Genomic DNA, 16,659 nt, shown 5'->3' with positions numbered 1-16,659 from the left:
CACGCGACAAGAGAGAGATAGAGAGTACAACGGATGAAAAACCACGCCTGGATTCGCTTTACACCGATCGCCGTTGCCGCGGCCGCCGCCCTCACCGCCTGCGGCGGCGACGACGTGCAGCAGCAGGGCCTGTCGACGGTCAAGAACGTCGTCGTGATCTACGCGGAAAACCGCAGCTTCGACAACCTGTACGGCAACTTCCCCGGCGCGAACGGCCTGCAGAACGTGACCGCGGCCAGCGCACAGCAGAAGGACCGCAACGGCCAGCCGCTCGCGACGCTGCCGAAGGCCTGGGGCGGCCTGACCGCGAAGGGCGTGACGCCGGCCGTGACCGAGGCGATGACGGCCAACCTGCCGAACGCGCCGTTCGCGATCGACGACCCGAACGGCTTCAACACGCCGATGAGCGTGACGACGCGCGACCTGTATCACCGCTTCTACGAGAACCAGATGCAGATCAACGGCGGCAAGAACGACATGTTCGCCGCATGGGCCGACTCGGGCGGCCTCGTGATGGGCCACTACACGCCCGACGCGACGAAGCTGCCGCTGTGGAAGATCGCGCAGCAGTTCACGCTGGCCGACAACTTCTTCATGGGCGCGTTCGGCGGTTCGTTCCTGAACCACCAGTACCTGATCTGCGCGTGCGCGCCGTTCTACGCGAACGCGGACAAGAGCCCGGCCGCCGGTTCGATCTCGGCCGTCGCCGCCGACGGCAAGTCGCTGCAGCTCGCGAGCAACTCGCCCGCTTCCGCGCTCGACGGCGCGCCGAAGTTCGTGAACTCGGGCAACCTGACGCCCGACTTCTACGCGATCAACACGATGCAGCCGCCGTACCAGCCGAGCGGCAACAAGGCGGCTTCGGGCGGCGATCCGAACCTCGCCGACCCGTCGGCCGCGACGACGCTGCCGCCGCAGTCGCAACAGAACATCGGCGACCTGCTGACCAACGCGGGCGTGTCGTGGGCGTGGTACAGCGGTGCGTGGAACCAGGCACTGCAGGCCGCGCAAAGCGGCACGGCGAACGTGATCTACGGCCCGAACATGACGGCGCCGAACTTCCAGCCGCACCACCAGCCGTTCAACTACTACGCGAACCAGGCACCGGGCAGCACGAGCCGCGCGCAGCACTTGCTCGACGGCGGCACCGACGGCAGCGAGTTCATCAAGGCGATCGACGCAGGCACGCTGCCGCAGGTCGCGTTCTACAAGCCGCAGGGCAACCTGAACGAGCACCCGGGTTACACGGACGTCGCGAGCGGCGACCAGCACATCGCGAACGTGCTCGCGCACCTGCAGGCGAGCCCGCAGTGGAAGAACATGGTCGTGGTCGTCACGTACGACGAAAACGGCGGCTTCTGGGATCACGTGTCGCCGCCGAAGGGCGACCGCTGGGGCCCGGGCACGCGCATTCCGGCGCTGATCGTGTCGCCGTTCTCGAAGAAGGGTTTCGTCGACCACACGCAGTACGACACCGCGTCGATCCTGCGCTTCATCACGCGCCGCTTCTCGCTGCCGCGCCTCGCCGGCCTGCAACAGCGCGACGACGCGCTGAAGGCCAACGGCGGGCAGCCGATGGGCGACCTGACGAACGCGCTGCAACTGTCGCCGAACCTGTAACGGCATCGCGACAGGCGGGCCGGTGTCATCGCCGGCCCGAACGCACGAAGGGCGGCCTCCCGGCCGCCCTTTTTTCATCGGAACGCGCGCGTCACCCGCCGTACTTCAGCGCGACCCCGACATGGTCGGCGTTGTGCCCGCCTGCCTCGACACGGCCGTCGTGCGGATGCCGGTCGCCCGACGCCGCATCGACCTGCTGCGCAATGCGCGGCCCGATCACGCATGCTCCCGCGCGGCGGTGCCGGCCGACATCCCCGCGCAGGCCGCCAGTCCCGCAAGCGCGACGGCCGGAGCCAGCAGCGCCCAGAACCCGAGATAGCGAAAGCCCAGCGCGCCGGCCGTCGCGCCGAGCGCGAACGCGACGATCGCCGGCCACATCTTCGCGAAGCGCGCGCGTGCCGCCGTGCGCACGCTGTCGGGCGTGCCGGCGGACAGCAGGTCGACGACGTCGAGAATCGCCTGCGTGACGTTGCCGGTCATCACCGTGTTCGGCACGCCGGCGCGCGCGATCACGCGCGGATGCGCGTTCTGGATGCCCATCGCGAACGTGCCGACGATGCCGGCCAGCAGCACCGGCAGGCTGTCGGATTGCGTGACGGGCGACGCCCACACGCCGGCCGCGCAGAAGCCGAGCAGCAGCACGGCCTGGACCGCATGCAGCGCCCGCGTACCCTGCCACGCGGGCCGCCCGGAAAACGCGCGTGCGATCAGGCTGCTCGCGACGACACCGCACACGAACGCGGGAAACACGCTCAGCTTCAGCAGGATGCCCTGGCCGAACCCCGCGGCCCCTGCGCCGATCAGCACGAAGTTGCCGGTCACGTGCGCGGTGAACAGCCCGAACAGCGCGACGAAGCTCAGCGTGTCGACGAAGCCGGCCACCGCGGCAAGAATCGTGTCCTCGTGCTTCATCGCGCCGCCCCCGCGTGGATCTCGGCAACATAACCGCCGGGGAACCGGACCAGCGCCGCGTCGCGCCCGTCCGCCGTGTACGGCGGCACGAGCACGTCGACGCCGGCCGCCCTGGCTTTCTCCAGCGTTGCGGCCAGGTCCGGCACCTCGTAGCCCGTCGTCTCGTGCCCGTACGGATAAGGCAGGTGGCCGTCCGTCACGAGCACCGTCATCTTGCCGAAGCCCGACGTGATGCGAATGCGGCGATAGGTGTCGTCCGGGCGGCCGATCTCGACGCCGGGCGCCTTCAGATCGTCGGACACCACCTTGCCGTTCGAGAACTTGACGAAGTCGTGCACGAACTTGCGCACGCTCTGCGGCGACACGTACACGCGGTTCTCCGGGATTGTCTGCAGGGCGTCGTACTTCGGCGCCTGCGTGTGCCAGTAGAGCTGCATCTTCACGCCGCCCGTCCACGCGATCACCGCATCGCGGCCGATCGGATCGGGGAACGTGTCGACGATCACTTCCGCGCCGTGCTCGCGCGCCACCTTCATCGCCGCGTCCATGTCGGTGACGAGATACCCCGTGCGCTCCGCGCCGAACGGCCAGGGAGTCGGCGTCTTGAAGCCGAACACGGAGATCGTGCCGGCCGGCGTGAACACGAGCTGCGACATCGTACGGCTCGGTGTCGGCGTGACCTGGAACACGCCCTGCTTCGACTTGCTGCCGCCGAACGTCGCGACGAAGCTGTCGGTGAAGCGATCGAAATCCTCCGGCGCCACGTACACGTGCGTCGTGTCGTATTGCGGCCCGACGGCGAGCGTCGGCGTGGCCGCCGGCAGGACGGGCGGCTTCGCGTACACGGCCGGCGCCGCGACGAGGCCGGCGGCGATCGCCAGCGCGAGCAAGGCGGAACGAATCGTTTTCATGACTGGATGTCCTTGTTGTTGATCGTCATCGGGTGGCACGGCCGTTGCCGGCCGGATACGTCGCATCGGCGAGCCGCGTCGCGAGCACGCATGCCGCGATCAGCCCGAGATGCTAGAAGAAGCTGTCGAGCGCCATGAAATGCGCAGCGCCCGTCCGGTTCCCGAAGTCGTGCGCCACCGCCATCGCGACGGGCGTCCACATGCCGAGGCCGCCGTCGCCGCGCCACGTCGATCGTCGGCAGGCGCTTCCCGGCGAACGGGTGTTCTGTGAAACCGCCGGCCACGCGCACCCATTGCGGCGCACGCGCGATCGCCACCTGCCGCTCGAGCATGCCCATTGCAAGCGCGAGCGACGGGTTCGCGCGGTCGAGGGTCATGACCCTTCCGTTGTGAAGGATCAGATCCGGTCGAGTGGCGGGTGCGTTCATCGATGTGCCTTCGATCCAGTCAGAAACCGAGCCAGTGACGGACCGGTGCGACGGCCGCGACGCCGGCCAGCATGCCGGCCAGCCCGACCAGGGCAATCAGCGGCGGTGCGGGCGAACGCACCTTGACCACGCTGTACATGACGCCGACCAGCATGCCGGCACCCAATGAAACGACATACGATTCCATACGCTCCTCACGACTGGATTAGAATGACCCCGCATTTCCGCCCGTACGGGCGCCATGCGCTCGCGGCGCGATCCGCTGCCGCCCCACCCGCTTCGCTTGCCTGCCACGCCTTCCAGCCATGCAACACCTTCCCGATCTCGAAGCCTGGGCCATCTTCGCGCGCGTCGCCGAGACCGGTTCGTTCGCCAAGGCCGCCGACCTGCTCGGCGTATCGCAACCGACCGTGTCGAAAGCGATCGCCCGCCTCGAAAAACGCCTCGGCGCGATGCTGTTGTACCGCACGTCGCGCAAGCTGTCGCTCACGCCGACCGGCGAGCTGCTGCGCGATCGCGCGATCCGGCTGCTCGCCGATGCCGAACTGATCGAAGGCGAAGCCTCCGCGCATGCGCTCGAACCGCACGGCCTCTTGCGCGTGAACGCGCCGATGTCCTACGGCCTGTGCAATCTCGCGCCGCTGTTGCCCGCGTTTCTCGAACGCTATCCGCGCGTCGACGTCGACCTCGTGCTGACCGACCACTTCGTCGACATCGTGTCCGGCGGCTTCGACGTCGCGATCCGGATTGCCGAACTGAACGATTCGTCGCTGCGTGCGCGCCGCCTGTGCGCGGTGCGCCGGCCGCTCGTCGCGTCGCCCGCGTATCTCGACCGGCACGGCCGGCCGACTCATCCGAGCGAACTCGACCAGCACGTATGCCTGACCTACACGAACATCCCGACGCCCGAATTCTGGCGCTTCCGCCACAAGACGTCGGGCGAGGAATTCGGCGTGCCGGTGCGCGGCCGCATTCGCGCGAACAACGCCGACGTGCTCCGCCCCGCGCTGATCGCCGGCCAGGGCCTTGCGCTGCAGCCGTCGTTCCTGGTGTGGGACGAGTTGCAAAGCGGCGCGCTCGAGGAAGTGATGCATGACTGGAAAATTCCCGATATCAACGTCAACCTCGTCACACCGCCCGGCATGCTGCGCGCCGCGCGCGTGACGGCGTTGCTCGACTTTCTCGTCGAACACCTGTCGCACGCGCCGTGGGCGCTGCCGCCCGTCTGACCGTGCGGCAACACGCGGCCGGTTACTTCGCCGGCACGGCCGGAATCGACTCGTGCGGCGTCGCGGTGCGCTGGGCGGCCTTGTGGACCATCGTGTATGCGTAATCGACGCCCATCCCGTACGCGCCCGAGTGCTCCTTCGCGATCGCCATCACCGCGTCGTAGGTGTCGCGGCGCGCCCAGTCGCGCTGCCATTCGAGCGCGACCTGCTGCCAGGTGACCGGCACGACGCCGGCCTGGATCATCCGCTGCATCGCGTAGTCGTGCGCGTCCTTCGACGTGCCGCCCGACGCATCGGCGACCATGTAGATCTCGTAGCCGCCTTCGAGCATTGCGCAAAGCGCGAACGTCGTGTTGCAGACCTCCGTCCACAGGCCGGACACGACCACCTTCTTGCGGCCGTTCGCGGCCAGCGCGTCGCGCACCTTCTGGTCGTCCCACGAGTTCATCGACGTGCGCTCGAGCGTCTTGTGGTTCGGAAACACGTCGAGCAGTTCAGGGTAGGTGTAACCGGAGAAGCTGTCGCTTTCGACCGTCGTGATCGTGGTGGGAATGTTGAATGCCTTCGCGGCCTTGGCAAGCCCGACGACGTTGTTCTTCAGCGTCTGGCGATCGATCGACTGCACACCGAACGCCATCTGCGGCTGCTGGTCGATGAAGATGATCTGGCTATTGTGGGGAGTGAGGACTTCAAGCTTGGCGTTGCTCATGTAGCGAATCATCCTTTGGTCTGGAAACGTTCAAGGCTTGCCCCGACCGGGATGGCGGAGGAGCCGGCTGTGCGTCGCCCCGGATCGGCGTGTTCCGGTTGCAGCCATTTAATCGGAAAAGTCGCGGCCCGAACATCCAAGAAATGGAATCGATCGAATTCCGAAAGAGGGGGGCTCCGAAGGCTGTCCGCCCTTTTTTTCCGCACGTAAAACCGATACGCTTCCAGCACATTGAAGGCGCCGCCTTCGCGCCCGACCAGCCTGTCACGAGAGGTTTTCATCATGAAACCGTATTTTCTGTCGCTGTTCGCCGGCATCCTCGCCGGTGTCATCTACGGCGCGCTCGGCGTGAATTCGCCGGCGCCGCCGATCATCGCGCTCCTCGGCCTGCTCGGCATGCTGGCCGGCGAGCAGATCCTCCCGCTCGCGCGCCGGATGCTGTCCGGCTACCGGCTCAATACCGCGTGGCACGACGCACAATGCGGCCAGCACATGTTCGGTACGCTGCCGGGCGGCGCCGCCAACGACCGCAAGCCGTCGTGACGCCAGGCTCATGACCAACGTCGAACTGTTTCATTACCTGCTGCTGTTGATCTGCGGCGCGGGCGCGCTCACGTGGCTCGCCGAACGCATCTCGATTCCGCCGGCCGTCGTGCTGCTGCTCGGCGGCTGCGTGGTCGCGGTCGCCGGCAAGCGTGTACCCGACATGGACCCGGCGCTGCTGCTCGCGGCCGTGCTGCCGCCGCTGCTGATGTCGAGCGGGTTCTACACCGCGTGGAAGGAATTCCGGCAGGAGCTCGCATCGATCGCGTCGCTCGCGCTCGGCGCGGTGGTGTTCACCACCGTCGCGGTCGCGCTCGCCGTGCATGCCGTGAACCCGGTGCTGCCGTGGGCCGCCTGCTTCACGCTCGGCGCGATCGTGTCGCCGCCCGACGCGGTCGCCGCGAAGGCGATCCTGCAGCGCCACCCGCTGCCCGCGCGGCTCGTCGCGGTGCTCGAAGGCGAGAGCCTCGTCAACGATGCGTCGGGCCTGCTGCTGTACCAGATGGCCGTGTCGGCCGCGCTGGCGGTATCGATCACGGCCACCAGCGCCACCGGCCTGTTCTTCTCGCTGACGCTGATCGGCATCGCGGTCGGCCTCGCGTGCGGCCATGCGATGTGCTGGGTGCTGCCGCGCCTGCGCGACCCGATGCTCGGCATCGTCGTGACCTTCGCGATGGCGTGGGGCAGCTACGGGATCGCGGAAGCCGTCGACGGCTCGGGCGTGCTGTCGGTGGTGACCTGCGGCCTCGTGCTCGGCGTGCGCCAGCATCGCGTGTTCGACGCCGACATGCGGATCAAGGCGAAGGCGACCTGGGAAGCGATCGTGTTCGTGCTCGACGCGCTCGTGTTCATCCTGATCGGCCTCGCGCTGCACGCGATCCTCGCACGCGTGAACCACGAAGGCGCGGTGCTGATGGCCGGCCTGCGCGTCGCGCTGCCCGCCACCGCCGCCGCGATCGGCGCGCGCGTCGTATGGGTGTTCGTCGCGATGTGGCTACCGGGCCGCCTGCGCGCGCCGCGCGCGGGCCACGCGCCGTGGTCGTGGCGCGAAGCCGTCGTGCTCGGCTGGTCAGGCATGCGCGGTGTCGTGAGCCTCGCGGCCGCGATCGCACTGCCGGCCACCTTCCCCGGCCGCGACCTGATCCTGTTCAGCACGTTCCTGCTGATCATCGCGACGCTCGTCGTGCAGGGCGGCACGCTCGCGCCGCTGATCCGCGTACTGAAGCTGCGCCCGGCCGCACGGCACACGATGTCCGAGCACGCGGTGCGCGCGCATACGTTCGGCGCGGCGCTCGCCGAACTCGACGCGCTCGAACAGCGCGGGTCGAGCCTCGAACGCCCTTCGCTCGACCGCCTGCTCGCCGAATACCGGAACCGCGTGACCTTCAACGAACGCGCGTTTCGTCATGGCACCGAACCGGCCAACGTGCGGGCGCGCATGCTGCGCGTCGAACTCGACCTCGTCGGCGTGTCGCGCCGCGCGCTGCTCGACCTGCATCGCGACGGCAAGGTCGACGACACGGTCCTGCACCGGATCGAATCGGAACTCGATTTCGAGGAACTGCGCCTGCAGCGCCTGCTCGAACCCTGAAGCCCGGCCAAGCCGCCGCCTCCCCCTTTCTCCTTATGGAACTGCAATGAGCGAACTGTCCGTCGAAGCAAGCATCGGTGCCGTCGATTACCTCGTCCACTTCACCGACGGCGTCCACCAGTGGCGCGCCGACGAGCCCACGCCGCTCGGCGGCGGCGACACCGCGCCGACGCCCGTCGCGCTGCTGCTGTCGAGCCTCGGCGCATGCACCGCGATCACGCTGAAGATGTATGCGCAACGCAAGGGCTGGCCGCTCGCCGAAGTGCACGTGAAGCTCGCGCACGAATCGGGCAGCGCGGGCAGCACGATCGTGCGCCGCATCACGCTCGACGGCGACCTGTCCGGCGAACAGCGCGAACGCCTGCTGCAGATCGCGAACGCCTGCCCGGTGCACAAGATCCTCTCGCATCCGATCACCATCGATACGGCGATCGCCTGACGCGCCCCGCACCGACCACGAGAATCCCCACCATGTCCGCCTCGATCAAGACCCTGCTCACGCCGCGCGAAAGCGACATCGGCAACCTCGTCGTGCGCCGCGTGCTGCCCGCGCGCGCCGCACGCCTCGTCGGCCCGTTCATCTTCTTCGACGAGATGGGGCCGGCCGTGCTGCCGGCCGGCCGCGGCATCGACGTGCTGCCGCATCCGCACATCGGCCTGGCGACCGTCACCTACCTGTTCGACGGCTCGCTGATGCATCACGACAGCCTCGGCTTCCGGCAGAAGATCGTGCCGGGCGACGTGAACTGGATGACGGCCGGCCGCGGCATCGTGCATTCGGAGCGCTCGCCCGACGAAGACCGGCCGCGCGAGCAGCCGGTGCACGGGATCCAGACCTGGGTCGCGCTGCCGGTCGAGCATGAAGACACCGCGCCCGCGTTCGTCCATCATCCGGCCGACACGCTGCCGTCATTCACGCGTGACGGCACGACCGTGCGCGTGATCGCGGGTACCGCGTTCGGGCTCGCGTCGCCGGTCGCCGTGTTCTCGCCGACGCTTTATGCGTATGCGGAGTTCGCGGCAGGCGGCACGCTCGCGCTCGATGCCGAACATGAGGAACGCGGCGTATACCTGGTCGACGGCGACCTCGCCATCGACGGCACGCCGGTCGCCCCCGCGACGATGGCCGTGCTCGAACCCGGCGCGACCGTGGCACTCGCCAGCGCAAGCGGCGCACGCGTGATGCTGCTCGGCGGTGCGCACCTGCCGGGCGAGCGTTTCATCGAATGGAATTTCGTGTCGAGCGCGCGCGCGAAGATCGACGCGGCCCGCGCCGCGTGGGCCGATCAGACCTTCGGCAAGGTGCCGGGCGAAGAAAACGAATGGACACGCCAGCCGGAACGCAAGGCGCAATAGGCACAATAGACAGGATCGCCCGCAGGCAACCGACGGCCGGCACGCATGCCGGCCGTCGTCCCGTCCGCGTTACGCCGACGGTTTCAATCCCATCAGCTTCGCCAGTGTCGGCCAGCGGTCGAGCGACTCGATGAACGCACGGCGCGCCTGCTCGTCGACATAACGCCCGGGATCGAGCGCTGGCAGATGCCGTGCGAGGCCGAGCACGTCGTTCGGTTGCGACAGGCGATCGTCGTCGCCGTCACCGTGCAGCATTACTGTTCGTCGATCCATACGCCATCCGGAGTCTTCACCGAGTAACCCTCGGCCGTCTGCATCGTCACCGTGCCCTCGTTCTCGCCGACCATCCGCGTGCGCGGCAGGTCGGCCGCGTATTGCGCGAGCGTCGTGCCCGGCTTGAACGGGCTGTTCGACACGAGGTTCGACAGCAGTTGCGCGAGCGCGAGGAAGCTGGTCGGCTGGTCGATCACGGTCGTCGCGCCGTGATTGCCGGCAAAGCCGACGAGCCGCACGCCCACCGGCCCGTGCACGATGCGCGGCGTCGGGATTTCGCGCAGCCCCGCGACCTGGTACTTGTCGCCGCGCAGCGCGGCACCGTGCTCGGGCACGAACACGATCACCGCACGGCGGCCCGATTGCGCGATCAGGTCGGCGAGGCGGTCGAAGTCGTCCATCATCTTCGTCACGCGCTGCGGATACGAGTCGATGCTCGTCAGCGAACTGCCGACGATCCGGTTGCCGTCGTGCAGGCTGATCGTGTTGTAGTACAGCGCGACCGGGCCCTGCACCGACGCGCGCTGCGCGTACCAGTTCGCGAGCGTCGTGTAGTCGTCCTTGATCGCCGAGCCGTCGAACGCATGCATCGCAACGGGCGCGGCCGCGTTCGAGATCATCGGCGCGTCGGCCACGCCGATGTTGTCGTGGATCACCTGCAGGAAGTTGTCGAAGTGGCCGTCGTGGTTCAGCAGCGACTGCACCGAGTAACCGGCGCTCGCCAGTTGCGAGAACAGGTGGCACTGCTGCGGTGCGGGTTTGTACAGGTCGGCGTGCGCTTCCTGCCCGCAGCTCGCGCGCAGCACGCGGATCGCCGCCGGGCCGCTGTAGCTCGCGGCCGTGCTGAAGTTCGAGAACAGGTAGTCGAAATGGCTCAGCATCGGATGGTTGCGCACCTTCGCGGCATCGAGGTCGTCCCACGACAGCGAGCAGATGTGCAGCACGATCACGTCGAACTGGGCGGCCGGATCGCTGCCGAGGTGGCCGAACGCGACCTGTCGCTGCGACTCCTGCGTGCGGAACGTCGCGAGCGCGGCGTTGTGGTCCTCGGGCTGGCCGGCGAGCGTCGTGCCTGCCGCGTTCGCCTGCTGCGGAAGCGGCGCGACGACACGCGCCATCAGCCCGCTACCGGCCTGCCATAGCGGCATCACGACCAGCACGGCCAGCACGAAGGTCGCGACGCGCAGCCACCGGTTGACGATGAAGTAGACGATCAGCACACCGGCCACCGTCAGCACCAGCATGGGCGGCAGCAGGCGCGGCAGCAGCTCCATCCAGTAGTCGAGGCGGAACGTGCTGACTTCCTGCGCGGCCTCGGCGAGACGGGCAAGCGGCGGCGCATGCAGTTCGCGCGCGAGCAGCGGCACCGCGATCGCGATCGCGACGACCTGCCGGACGATGCGCCACGCACGCCGCCGGATCGGCGCGCTCGCCGCGAGCGCCACCGCGAACGCGAGGTTCGCGAGCCAGAACGGCTGCAGGTGCCCGGTCGCGAACAGCGCGAACTTCAGGATGAAATACAGATTCCAGAACGTCATCTAACCCACTCCATGATGAGCGCCGCGTCAGTCGCGCGCCCGATCGAGTTTCGGCGCCAGCATGGCCTGCAGGCCGCGCGCCGCACCCTTCCACATTCGTACATAACCATCCAGGCCGATGCGCAGCACTTCCTTCAGCCCGCCGAGCGGCGTGTCGACGCGCTGGCCTTCGTGCCAGTCGAGCCACGCGTCCGCGCGCCCGAACGTGCATTGCACGAGCTGGCGCTCCTGTTCGAGCGTCAGTTCCTCGAAGCTCACGCCGATATGGGTCGGCGTCACGCGGGTCACGCGCACCGGGAACGGGAACGGCCGGTCGCCGCGCGTCACGCACACCGTCAGCGTGTCGCCGACGGCGACCGGGAGCCCCGGCACAGCTTCGAGGCCGAGGCCGCCGGTCGAGTAGTCGCTCGTGAAGCATGCGGCCGTCGAGCCGTCGGCGAGCAGCAGCGTGGCCGGCACGCGCATCGCGATCCGGTGCGTGACGCGCACCTGCCTGGTCTCGCGCGCGACGGCCAGCGCCGCGCCGAGCATCGCGAGGTTGTACACGGTCCAGCCGAGCGTGATCAGGATCGTCGACGCCTCGTCGCCCTGGTCGGCCACGAGCCGCCAGATGCCGGCGAGGATCGCGAGCACGTTCAGCCCGAACAGCACGAGATACGGCTTCGACGTCGACCAGTCGACGTAACCTTCGTCGATCTTGCCGCCCTTGTCGGTCACGTTGAACTTGCCGTGCTTCGGGCTGAAGAACGCGACGGTGGTCGGCAGCGCGATGTACCACGCGAGCACCGACTCGTAGACCTCGGCCCAGAACGAATGGCGGTAGCGCCCCTGCATCCGCGAGTTCGCGACGTTCGCGAGCACCAGGTACGGGATCACGTAACTCGCGAGCGCGAGCGACGACGCGTTGATGAAGTACAGGTGGAAGAACAGGTACGCGAGCGGGATCGTCAGGAACACGAGCCGCGGAATCCCGTAGAAGAAATGCAGCATCGCGTTGCCGTAGCAGATCCGCTGGATCAGGCCGAGCCCTCGCCCGAGGAACGGGTTGTCGATGCGGAAGATCTGCGCCATCCCGCGCGCCCAGCGCGTGCGCTGCTTCACGTGGCCCGCGAGGCTTTCGGTCGCGAGGCCGGCCGCCTGCACGGTCGGCAGGTACGCCGACGTATAGCCGCGCCGGTGCAGCTTGAGCGCCGTGTGCGCATCCTCGGTCACGGTCTCGACCGCGACGCCGCCCACCTCTTCCAGCGCGCTGCGCTTGAGCACCGCGCACGAGCCGCAGAAGAACGTCGCGTTCCACAGGTCGTTGCCCGACTGCACCAGGCCGTAGAACAGGTTGCCCTCGTTCGGGATCTCGCGGAACGTGCCGAGGTTGCGCTCGAACGGATCGGGCGAGAAGAAATGGTGCGGCGTCTGCACCAGCGCGCACTTCGGGTCGCGCAGGAACACGCCCATCGTCGTCTGCAGGAACGAGCGCGTCGGCACGTGATCGCAGTCGAAGATCGCGATGTATTCGCCGTGCGTCTTCGGCAGCGCGCGGTTGATGTTGCCGGCCTTCGCGTGGCGGTTGTCGTCGCGCGTCAGGTAGTCGATGCCGGCCTCGGCCGCGAACGCCGCGAACTCGGGGCGCCGGCCGTCGTCGAGCAGGTACACGCGTAGCTTCGCGCTCGGCCAGTCGATGCTCTGCGCGGCGAATACCGTCGGCTTCACGACCGACAGCGGCTCGTTGTAGGTCGGGATGTAGATGTCGACGGTCGGCCAGGTGTCGGGATCGTCGGGCAGCGGCACGATCGGCCGGTCGAGCGGCCAGGCCGTCTGCACGAAGCCGAGCAGCAGGATCATCCACGTATAGGCTTCCGCGCCGTACAGCAGGTAACCCGCGACGGCCTCGACGGGGCCGCGGAAATCGAGCGTCTGCGTGGTGCGCCACCACACGTAGCGCACCGTCGCGAGCAGCGCGAGCGACGCGAGCGCGAGCGTCGGCAGATGGCCCGGCAGGCGGCGCAGCGTGAGCGCCAGTACCGCGACGATCGCGAAGAACGCGAACTGCGCGCCGGGCATCAGCGGCGACATGCCGGCCGCGGCCCACAGCAGTGCGCCGGCCACCAGCAGCAGCGGCGCGAGCCAGCGGCGCCGGCCGACGCCGTTCGCGCGCGCGTCGAGCCAGCCGCCCCAGCGCACCCATGGCAGACGCTCGAGCAACGCGTTGATGCGCCGGCCGACCGCGCGCCCGGCCACGTAGACGGGCACGACGTACTTGTCGAACCAGGCGAGCGGATCGCGCGCGGGGCGGCCGTCGGCCGCGCGCGGCGCCCGCACGATCGCGCGCCACAGCCATTCGCGCGGGCTGAGCGGCTGCAGCACGCCCCACTCTTGCGCGAGCCGCAGCGACGCGACACGCACCCAGCGGCGCACGTGATCGGGCCGGCCGGGCGGCGGGGCGTGGAAGAACAGCCGCACGAGCCAGTCGACCAGCGTGCGTTGCGCGGGCAAGCCGATGCCGCGCGCGATCCAGTCGGCCGTGCGGCGTCCGAATGCGCGCAGGCGCGGCGCGATGCGCGCGTTCATCGCGCCGCTCCGCGGCGAACGGCCGCGCGTGCCGCCAGCCAGGTATCGACCCAGTTCGCGACGCCGTTCAGGTCGTGCGACGCCTGCGAATACGGCGCATCGTCGAAGATCCAGCTGCCGCGCGCGAGCGCTTCGGGCACGGCCGCATCGACGTGGATGCGCTGCTCGAGCATCGACGCCGGCCCCGCGACCGCACGCAGCATCGCGAGTGCGTCGCGCTGCATGTCGCGCGCCGGATTGAGCCGGTTCACGACGATGTGCAGTTCGCCACCCGCCCCGAGCGCACCGAGCCGCGCGGCCGTCGTCGCACAGGCGGCCGGCTCGGGCGGCACGACGACGAGCGTCAGGTCCGCGCGGCGAATCGCCTGCTCGGCCTGCGTCGACGGATAACGCGCGGTGTCGATCAGCACGACGCCGTCGGCCGGCAACGCGATCTCGTCGAGCGCGCGCGACAGCCAAGCCGGATCCGCCGCGAGCCGCGCATCGCATGCGGCCGCGCCGGCCGCGTCGACCTGCCCGTAAGGCACGAACAGCACGCCGTCGGCGTTGCGCCACGTGTGCGCATGCCACGGCTCGGCGCCGCCGAGCACGCTCTGCGCGAGGCCGTGCTCGGCCAGCGTGTCGAGGCCGAGCGTCGCGCCCATCAGGTTCTGCGCATCGAATTCGACGGCGACGACCGGCCGGCCGCGACGCGCCAGCAGCACCGCGAGCGCGGCCGTGAGCGTCGTGCGGCCCGCCCCCCCGGTCGTCGACGTGATGGCGATCGTCTTCATCGGGCCGCCTCACCGTGACGTTCGTCATGCTCGCCACGCTCGCGCCCGGCGTCCGGGAGCAGCCGCCCGCGCAGCGCGACCGGCACGAGTTCGCACGGCACCGCGTCACGCCGGTCGATCCCGCGCGGTGCATGAAAACCGCGGCCGATGCCGAGATGCTGCGCGACGATCCACACGGGCACCGCGATCGCGATGCCGACGATGAATCCGATGACGAGTTCGGCGATCATGCGACCCCCTCCTTGCGCAGCGGCATCGCGCTGCGGATGGCGCTGCGCTTGCGCGCGGCGAGTATGACGGGTTCCGGCGCCGAAGCGTCGGCGGCCGCGGCCGCCGCCGGCATCGCACCGATCGCCTCGAGCGCGACGATCGTATCGATCGCGTCGATCGCCCCGCTCACTTCGCTCGCGTCGGGCAACGCGTCGCCGGGCCCGGTGCGCGCGAGCGGGGCGCGACTGGCGCTCGCCGGCTGCGCGGCCCCGAACAAGTCGCTGTAGTCGGCGATCGGCGCGCGCCGGTTCTCGGCCTTCAGCGCGTTGAGTTCGGTATCGATGCTGCCCTGCCCGAGACACACGACGCGGTCGGACAGCGTGTCGACCGGCACGTCGAAGATGCGCGCGAGCGCGTCCTCCGCGTCCGCCGGTTCGCACGCGAACAGGAACACGTACAGGTGCGCGGCATCGGCCGTCACGACGTCGCCCGCGCGGCGCGGGCGGCAATGCCGCAGCGCGTCGACGTGCGACACGCCGGGCAGCAGCGCGATCTTCGCGAGCGTGTGCGGCAGCGCGAGCACGGCGCCGCGATCGAGCACCGCGCGAATCCGCAGGCAGAACGCGCCGACCGGCAGATAACCGAGCACCGAATCGCCGAGCGCGGCCGCGAGCGCCGCACGATAGTCGGCCGCGACGGGCCGCGCATAAAGCTGGCCGCGCAGCGCATGCACGGCCCCCTGCAGTCGCGATACCGGCAGGTCGCGTGCGATGACGCGGCTCGCGCCGACGCTCAGCACGAGCATCTCGAACTGCTGGCGCAGCACTTCGCCGCGCTCGACGACCGCGATCTTCAGCGCACCGCCGCACTGCCGGCGCAGCGTGTGCACGTCCGCGCACAGCGCTTCGAGCTGCGCATGCGAACGGAACACGAGCACCGCGGTCGCGGCCTGCGCATGCGCACAGGCGGCAACGACGGCCGCGTTGTCCTCGACGATTTCCCAGCCCTGCGGCGCGCGGTTCGTGCCGTCGAGCACCGCGCGGCTGACGACGACGCGATCCTCGTCGCTCGCGAGCTTCATCCGGTTGGCCGGCTCGGTCGCGCCGCCGTCGATGCTCGCCGACAGCCGGCCGCCCGGCGCGAAACGCAGCGGCCGTACCTCGCCGGCCGCGAGCGTATCGCCCGCGCGCCAGAAGTCGACGATCCACAGCAGCTCGCCGTGGGTGCGCTGCAACTGCGCGACGCCCGAGCAGATACCGTGGAAACCGCTGCGCGGCGTGCGATCCGCATCGCGCACGAGCGGTGCATCGTCGGTGCGTGCCGCGTCGTCCGCGCGGGTCGCTTCGGGATCGAGCAGCAGCACGAGCGCGATCCGGCGCGTGCGGCACCAGTCGGCGAGCGCATGCGCCTCGTCGGCGAGCGCGATCGGGTCGTCCCAGCTGAACCAGCGCTGCGCGCCCTCGACGAAATACAGCGAGCGTGCACGAAAGCCGTAACGCTTCATCGCGCGCAGGCCGCCGGTCAGCCGCGCGAACGGGCCCGGCGCCGCGCGACGCGATGCGTCGGCCGTCGCGCCCGCGCCTGTGCCTGTGCCGTCACCGCCGGCCGGCTCGGCCGCGGGCGGCATCGCCAGCACGTTCAGGTTGCGCGGCCAGCCGGCCGGATGCGCGCCGTCCGCGAAACCGCGCGCCCGCATCTGCCCGGCAACGTGCGCCGCGTCGCGCGCGAGCACGACCGTCACGTCGCGCGTGCGCGCCTGCCGCGCGCTCTCCCACACGAGCGCATCGCAGGCCGGCGTGCCGCCGGCCGCGTAGATCGCGTACAGGCCGCCGGCTTCCAGCTGTGTCCACGCGTCGGGCAAGCCGTCGATCGCGAGCCGGCTCACCGTGCCGGCGCGGCCGCCGGCCGGCCCCGCGCCCAGCAGCGCACGCAGGCGGCCCAGCAGGCCGGCGGCGCCGAGCGCGGGACGGGTGGCATCGATTTCCGTATTCACGGCGCGTT

18 protein-coding genes and 2 pseudogenes are annotated in these 16,659 nt (G+C 69.6%); 6 read left to right on the top strand and 14 right to left on the bottom strand.

The features are described 5' to 3' along the window. The first annotated feature begins 33 nt into the window (after nt 1-33). Nucleotides 34-1,620 (top strand): acid phosphatase, encoded by a 1,587-nt coding sequence (locus AB3K92_RS29645; protein WP_021160821.1) that lies wholly within the window; start codon nt 34-36, stop codon nt 1,618-1,620. Between the two features lie 91 nt (nt 1,621-1,711). Here the strand turns inward: AB3K92_RS29645 and AB3K92_RS29640 are convergent, their stop codons facing one another. The 6 genes and pseudogenes from AB3K92_RS29640 to AB3K92_RS29615 all read right to left on the bottom strand — a co-directional run bounded on the left by AB3K92_RS29640 (nt 1,712) and on the right by AB3K92_RS29615 (nt 4,058). Further along, entirely contained in the window at nt 1,712-1,840 is a 129-nt protein-coding gene (locus AB3K92_RS29640) for an alginate export family protein (RefSeq protein WP_230952407.1), read from the bottom strand. After that, nucleotides 1,837-2,532: a YoaK family protein gene (locus AB3K92_RS29635; RefSeq protein WP_048025922.1), complete on the bottom strand. Its 696-nt coding sequence runs from the start codon at nt 2,530-2,532 to the stop codon at nt 1,837-1,839. Before AB3K92_RS29635 ends, AB3K92_RS29640 begins: the two co-directional genes overlap by 4 nt. Further along, a complete protein-coding gene (locus tag AB3K92_RS29630) occupies nt 2,529-3,443 on the bottom strand; it encodes a hypothetical protein (protein WP_059677689.1) in 915 nt (304 codons plus the stop codon). The genes AB3K92_RS29635 and AB3K92_RS29630 overlap by 4 nt, the downstream gene beginning before the upstream one ends. Nucleotides 3,444-3,468: 25 nt before the next feature. Then, nucleotides 3,469-3,681: pseudogene (locus tag AB3K92_RS29625) on the bottom strand (DoxX family protein); the annotation flags it as partial. Further along, nucleotides 3,671-3,871, bottom strand: a pseudogene (locus AB3K92_RS29620) (hypothetical protein); the annotation flags it as partial. The pseudogenes AB3K92_RS29620 and AB3K92_RS29625, both read right to left, overlap by 11 nt. Nucleotides 3,872-3,890: 19 nt before the next feature. Next, entirely contained in the window at nt 3,891-4,058 is a 168-nt protein-coding gene (locus AB3K92_RS29615) for a DUF1427 family protein (RefSeq protein ID WP_021160826.1), read from the bottom strand. A 118-nt stretch (nt 4,059-4,176) separates the two neighbouring features. Here AB3K92_RS29615 and AB3K92_RS29610 point away from each other — a divergent pair, with 118 nt between their 5' ends. Beyond that, complete coding sequence (locus AB3K92_RS29610) at nt 4,177-5,100, top strand: LysR family transcriptional regulator (RefSeq protein ID WP_021160827.1); 924 nt, start codon at nt 4,177-4,179, stop codon at nt 5,098-5,100. Nucleotides 5,101-5,122: 22 nt separating this feature from the next. On the opposite strand, the gene AB3K92_RS29605 is transcribed toward AB3K92_RS29610, so the two are convergent. Together AB3K92_RS29605 and AB3K92_RS29600 are read right to left on the bottom strand one after the other, a co-directional pair. Next, nucleotides 5,123-5,809, bottom strand: coding sequence for a hydrolase (locus tag AB3K92_RS29605; RefSeq protein ID WP_369466426.1), 687 nt, complete (start codon nt 5,807-5,809; stop codon nt 5,123-5,125). 8 nt (nt 5,810-5,817) lie between these two features. Next, entirely contained in the window at nt 5,818-6,093 is a 276-nt protein-coding gene (locus AB3K92_RS29600) for a hypothetical protein (RefSeq protein ID WP_369466425.1), read from the bottom strand. Here AB3K92_RS29600 and AB3K92_RS29595 point away from each other — a divergent pair. From AB3K92_RS29595 to AB3K92_RS29580, 4 genes are read left to right on the top strand one after another with little or no spacing between them, the layout of a single operon-like run. Continuing rightward, on the top strand, nt 6,092-6,352 hold the full coding sequence (locus AB3K92_RS29595; RefSeq protein ID WP_021160829.1) for a DUF1427 family protein: 261 nt from the start codon (nt 6,092-6,094) through the stop codon (nt 6,350-6,352). The two genes, AB3K92_RS29600 and AB3K92_RS29595, sit on opposite strands and share 2 nt — an antisense overlap. 10 nt (nt 6,353-6,362) lie before the next feature. Then, entirely contained in the window at nt 6,363-7,943 is a 1,581-nt protein-coding gene (locus tag AB3K92_RS29590) for a sodium:proton antiporter (RefSeq protein ID WP_226202618.1), read from the top strand. Nucleotides 7,944-7,989: 46 nt separating this feature from the next. After that, nucleotides 7,990-8,382, top strand: coding sequence for an OsmC family protein (locus AB3K92_RS29585; RefSeq protein WP_021160831.1), 393 nt, complete (start codon nt 7,990-7,992; stop codon nt 8,380-8,382). Nucleotides 8,383-8,414: 32 nt separating this feature from the next. Beyond that, on the top strand, nt 8,415-9,299 hold the full coding sequence (locus tag AB3K92_RS29580) for a pirin family protein (protein WP_059497854.1): 885 nt from the start codon (nt 8,415-8,417) through the stop codon (nt 9,297-9,299). Between the two features lie 69 nt (nt 9,300-9,368). On the opposite strand, the gene AB3K92_RS29575 is transcribed toward AB3K92_RS29580, so the two are convergent. The 6 genes from AB3K92_RS29575 to bcsE are packed head-to-tail and all read right to left on the bottom strand — an operon-like array spanning nt 9,369 to nt 16,651. After that, nucleotides 9,369-9,572 (bottom strand): hypothetical protein, encoded by a 204-nt coding sequence (locus tag AB3K92_RS29575; protein ID WP_042975818.1) that lies wholly within the window; start codon nt 9,570-9,572, stop codon nt 9,369-9,371. Then, nucleotides 9,554-11,110 (bottom strand): cellulose biosynthesis protein BcsG, encoded by a 1,557-nt coding sequence (bcsG, locus tag AB3K92_RS29570; RefSeq protein WP_124923210.1) that lies wholly within the window; start codon nt 11,108-11,110, stop codon nt 9,554-9,556. The genes AB3K92_RS29575 and bcsG overlap by 19 nt, the downstream gene beginning before the upstream one ends. Before the next feature lie 27 nt (nt 11,111-11,137). Further along, entirely contained in the window at nt 11,138-13,675 is a 2,538-nt protein-coding gene (bcsA, locus tag AB3K92_RS29565) for a UDP-forming cellulose synthase catalytic subunit (RefSeq protein WP_059486850.1), read from the bottom strand. Continuing rightward, nucleotides 13,672-14,448 (bottom strand): cellulose biosynthesis protein BcsQ, encoded by a 777-nt coding sequence (gene bcsQ / locus AB3K92_RS29560; RefSeq protein WP_021164403.1) that lies wholly within the window; start codon nt 14,446-14,448, stop codon nt 13,672-13,674. The genes bcsA and bcsQ overlap by 4 nt, the downstream gene beginning before the upstream one ends. Continuing rightward, nucleotides 14,445-14,678 carry a hypothetical protein gene (locus AB3K92_RS29555; RefSeq protein WP_027787777.1) on the bottom strand — a complete coding sequence of 78 codons (234 nt, stop codon included), beginning with the start codon at nt 14,676-14,678 and terminating at the stop codon, nt 14,445-14,447. The genes bcsQ and AB3K92_RS29555 overlap by 4 nt, the downstream gene beginning before the upstream one ends. Continuing rightward, nucleotides 14,675-16,651, bottom strand: a complete 1,977-nt coding sequence (bcsE, locus tag AB3K92_RS29550) for a cellulose biosynthesis protein BcsE (protein WP_369466422.1) — start codon at nt 16,649-16,651, stop codon at nt 14,675-14,677. The genes AB3K92_RS29555 and bcsE overlap by 4 nt, the downstream gene beginning before the upstream one ends. Between the last annotated feature and the right edge of the window lie 8 nt (nt 16,652-16,659).

This window comes from Burkholderia sp. Bmkn7 (genome assembly GCF_041103175.1).
In the GTDB taxonomy this organism is placed as follows: Bacteria; Pseudomonadota; Gammaproteobacteria; order Burkholderiales; family Burkholderiaceae; genus Burkholderia; species Burkholderia cepacia.
This window is presented reverse-complemented; position numbering and strand designations above follow the sequence as displayed.

What these genes read in the sequence shown, in the direction of transcription:
- AB3K92_RS29585 (WP_021160831.1), top strand. Translation starts at nt 7,990, where the DNA reads ATGAGCGAACTGTCCGTCGAAGCAAGCATCGGTGCCGTCGATTACCTC.
- AB3K92_RS29555 (WP_027787777.1), bottom strand. Translation starts at nt 14,678, where the DNA reads ATGATCGCCGAACTCGTCATCGGATTCATCGTCGGCATCGCGATCGCG.
- AB3K92_RS29600 (WP_369466425.1), bottom strand. Translation starts at nt 6,093, where the DNA reads ATGATGAAAACCTCTCGTGACAGGCTGGTCGGGCGCGAAGGCGGCGCC.
- AB3K92_RS29590 (WP_226202618.1), top strand. Translation starts at nt 6,363, where the DNA reads ATGACCAACGTCGAACTGTTTCATTACCTGCTGCTGTTGATCTGCGGC.
- AB3K92_RS29580 (WP_059497854.1), top strand. Translation starts at nt 8,415, where the DNA reads ATGTCCGCCTCGATCAAGACCCTGCTCACGCCGCGCGAAAGCGACATC.
- bcsG (WP_124923210.1), bottom strand. Translation starts at nt 11,110, where the DNA reads ATGACGTTCTGGAATCTGTATTTCATCCTGAAGTTCGCGCTGTTCGCG.
- AB3K92_RS29630 (WP_059677689.1), bottom strand. Translation starts at nt 3,443, where the DNA reads ATGAAAACGATTCGTTCCGCCTTGCTCGCGCTGGCGATCGCCGCCGGC.
- bcsQ (WP_021164403.1), bottom strand. Translation starts at nt 14,448, where the DNA reads ATGAAGACGATCGCCATCACGTCGACGACCGGGGGGGCGGGCCGCACG.
- AB3K92_RS29605 (WP_369466426.1), bottom strand. Translation starts at nt 5,809, where the DNA reads ATGAGCAACGCCAAGCTTGAAGTCCTCACTCCCCACAATAGCCAGATC.
- bcsA (WP_059486850.1), bottom strand. Translation starts at nt 13,675, where the DNA reads ATGAACGCGCGCATCGCGCCGCGCCTGCGCGCATTCGGACGCCGCACG.
- AB3K92_RS29635 (WP_048025922.1), bottom strand. Translation starts at nt 2,532, where the DNA reads ATGAAGCACGAGGACACGATTCTTGCCGCGGTGGCCGGCTTCGTCGAC.
- AB3K92_RS29595 (WP_021160829.1), top strand. Translation starts at nt 6,092, where the DNA reads ATGAAACCGTATTTTCTGTCGCTGTTCGCCGGCATCCTCGCCGGTGTC.
- AB3K92_RS29575 (WP_042975818.1), bottom strand. Translation starts at nt 9,572, where the DNA reads ATGGATCGACGAACAGTAATGCTGCACGGTGACGGCGACGACGATCGC.
- AB3K92_RS29615 (WP_021160826.1), bottom strand. Translation starts at nt 4,058, where the DNA reads ATGGAATCGTATGTCGTTTCATTGGGTGCCGGCATGCTGGTCGGCGTC.
- AB3K92_RS29610 (WP_021160827.1), top strand. Translation starts at nt 4,177, where the DNA reads ATGCAACACCTTCCCGATCTCGAAGCCTGGGCCATCTTCGCGCGCGTC.
- AB3K92_RS29645 (WP_021160821.1), top strand. Translation starts at nt 34, where the DNA reads ATGAAAAACCACGCCTGGATTCGCTTTACACCGATCGCCGTTGCCGCG.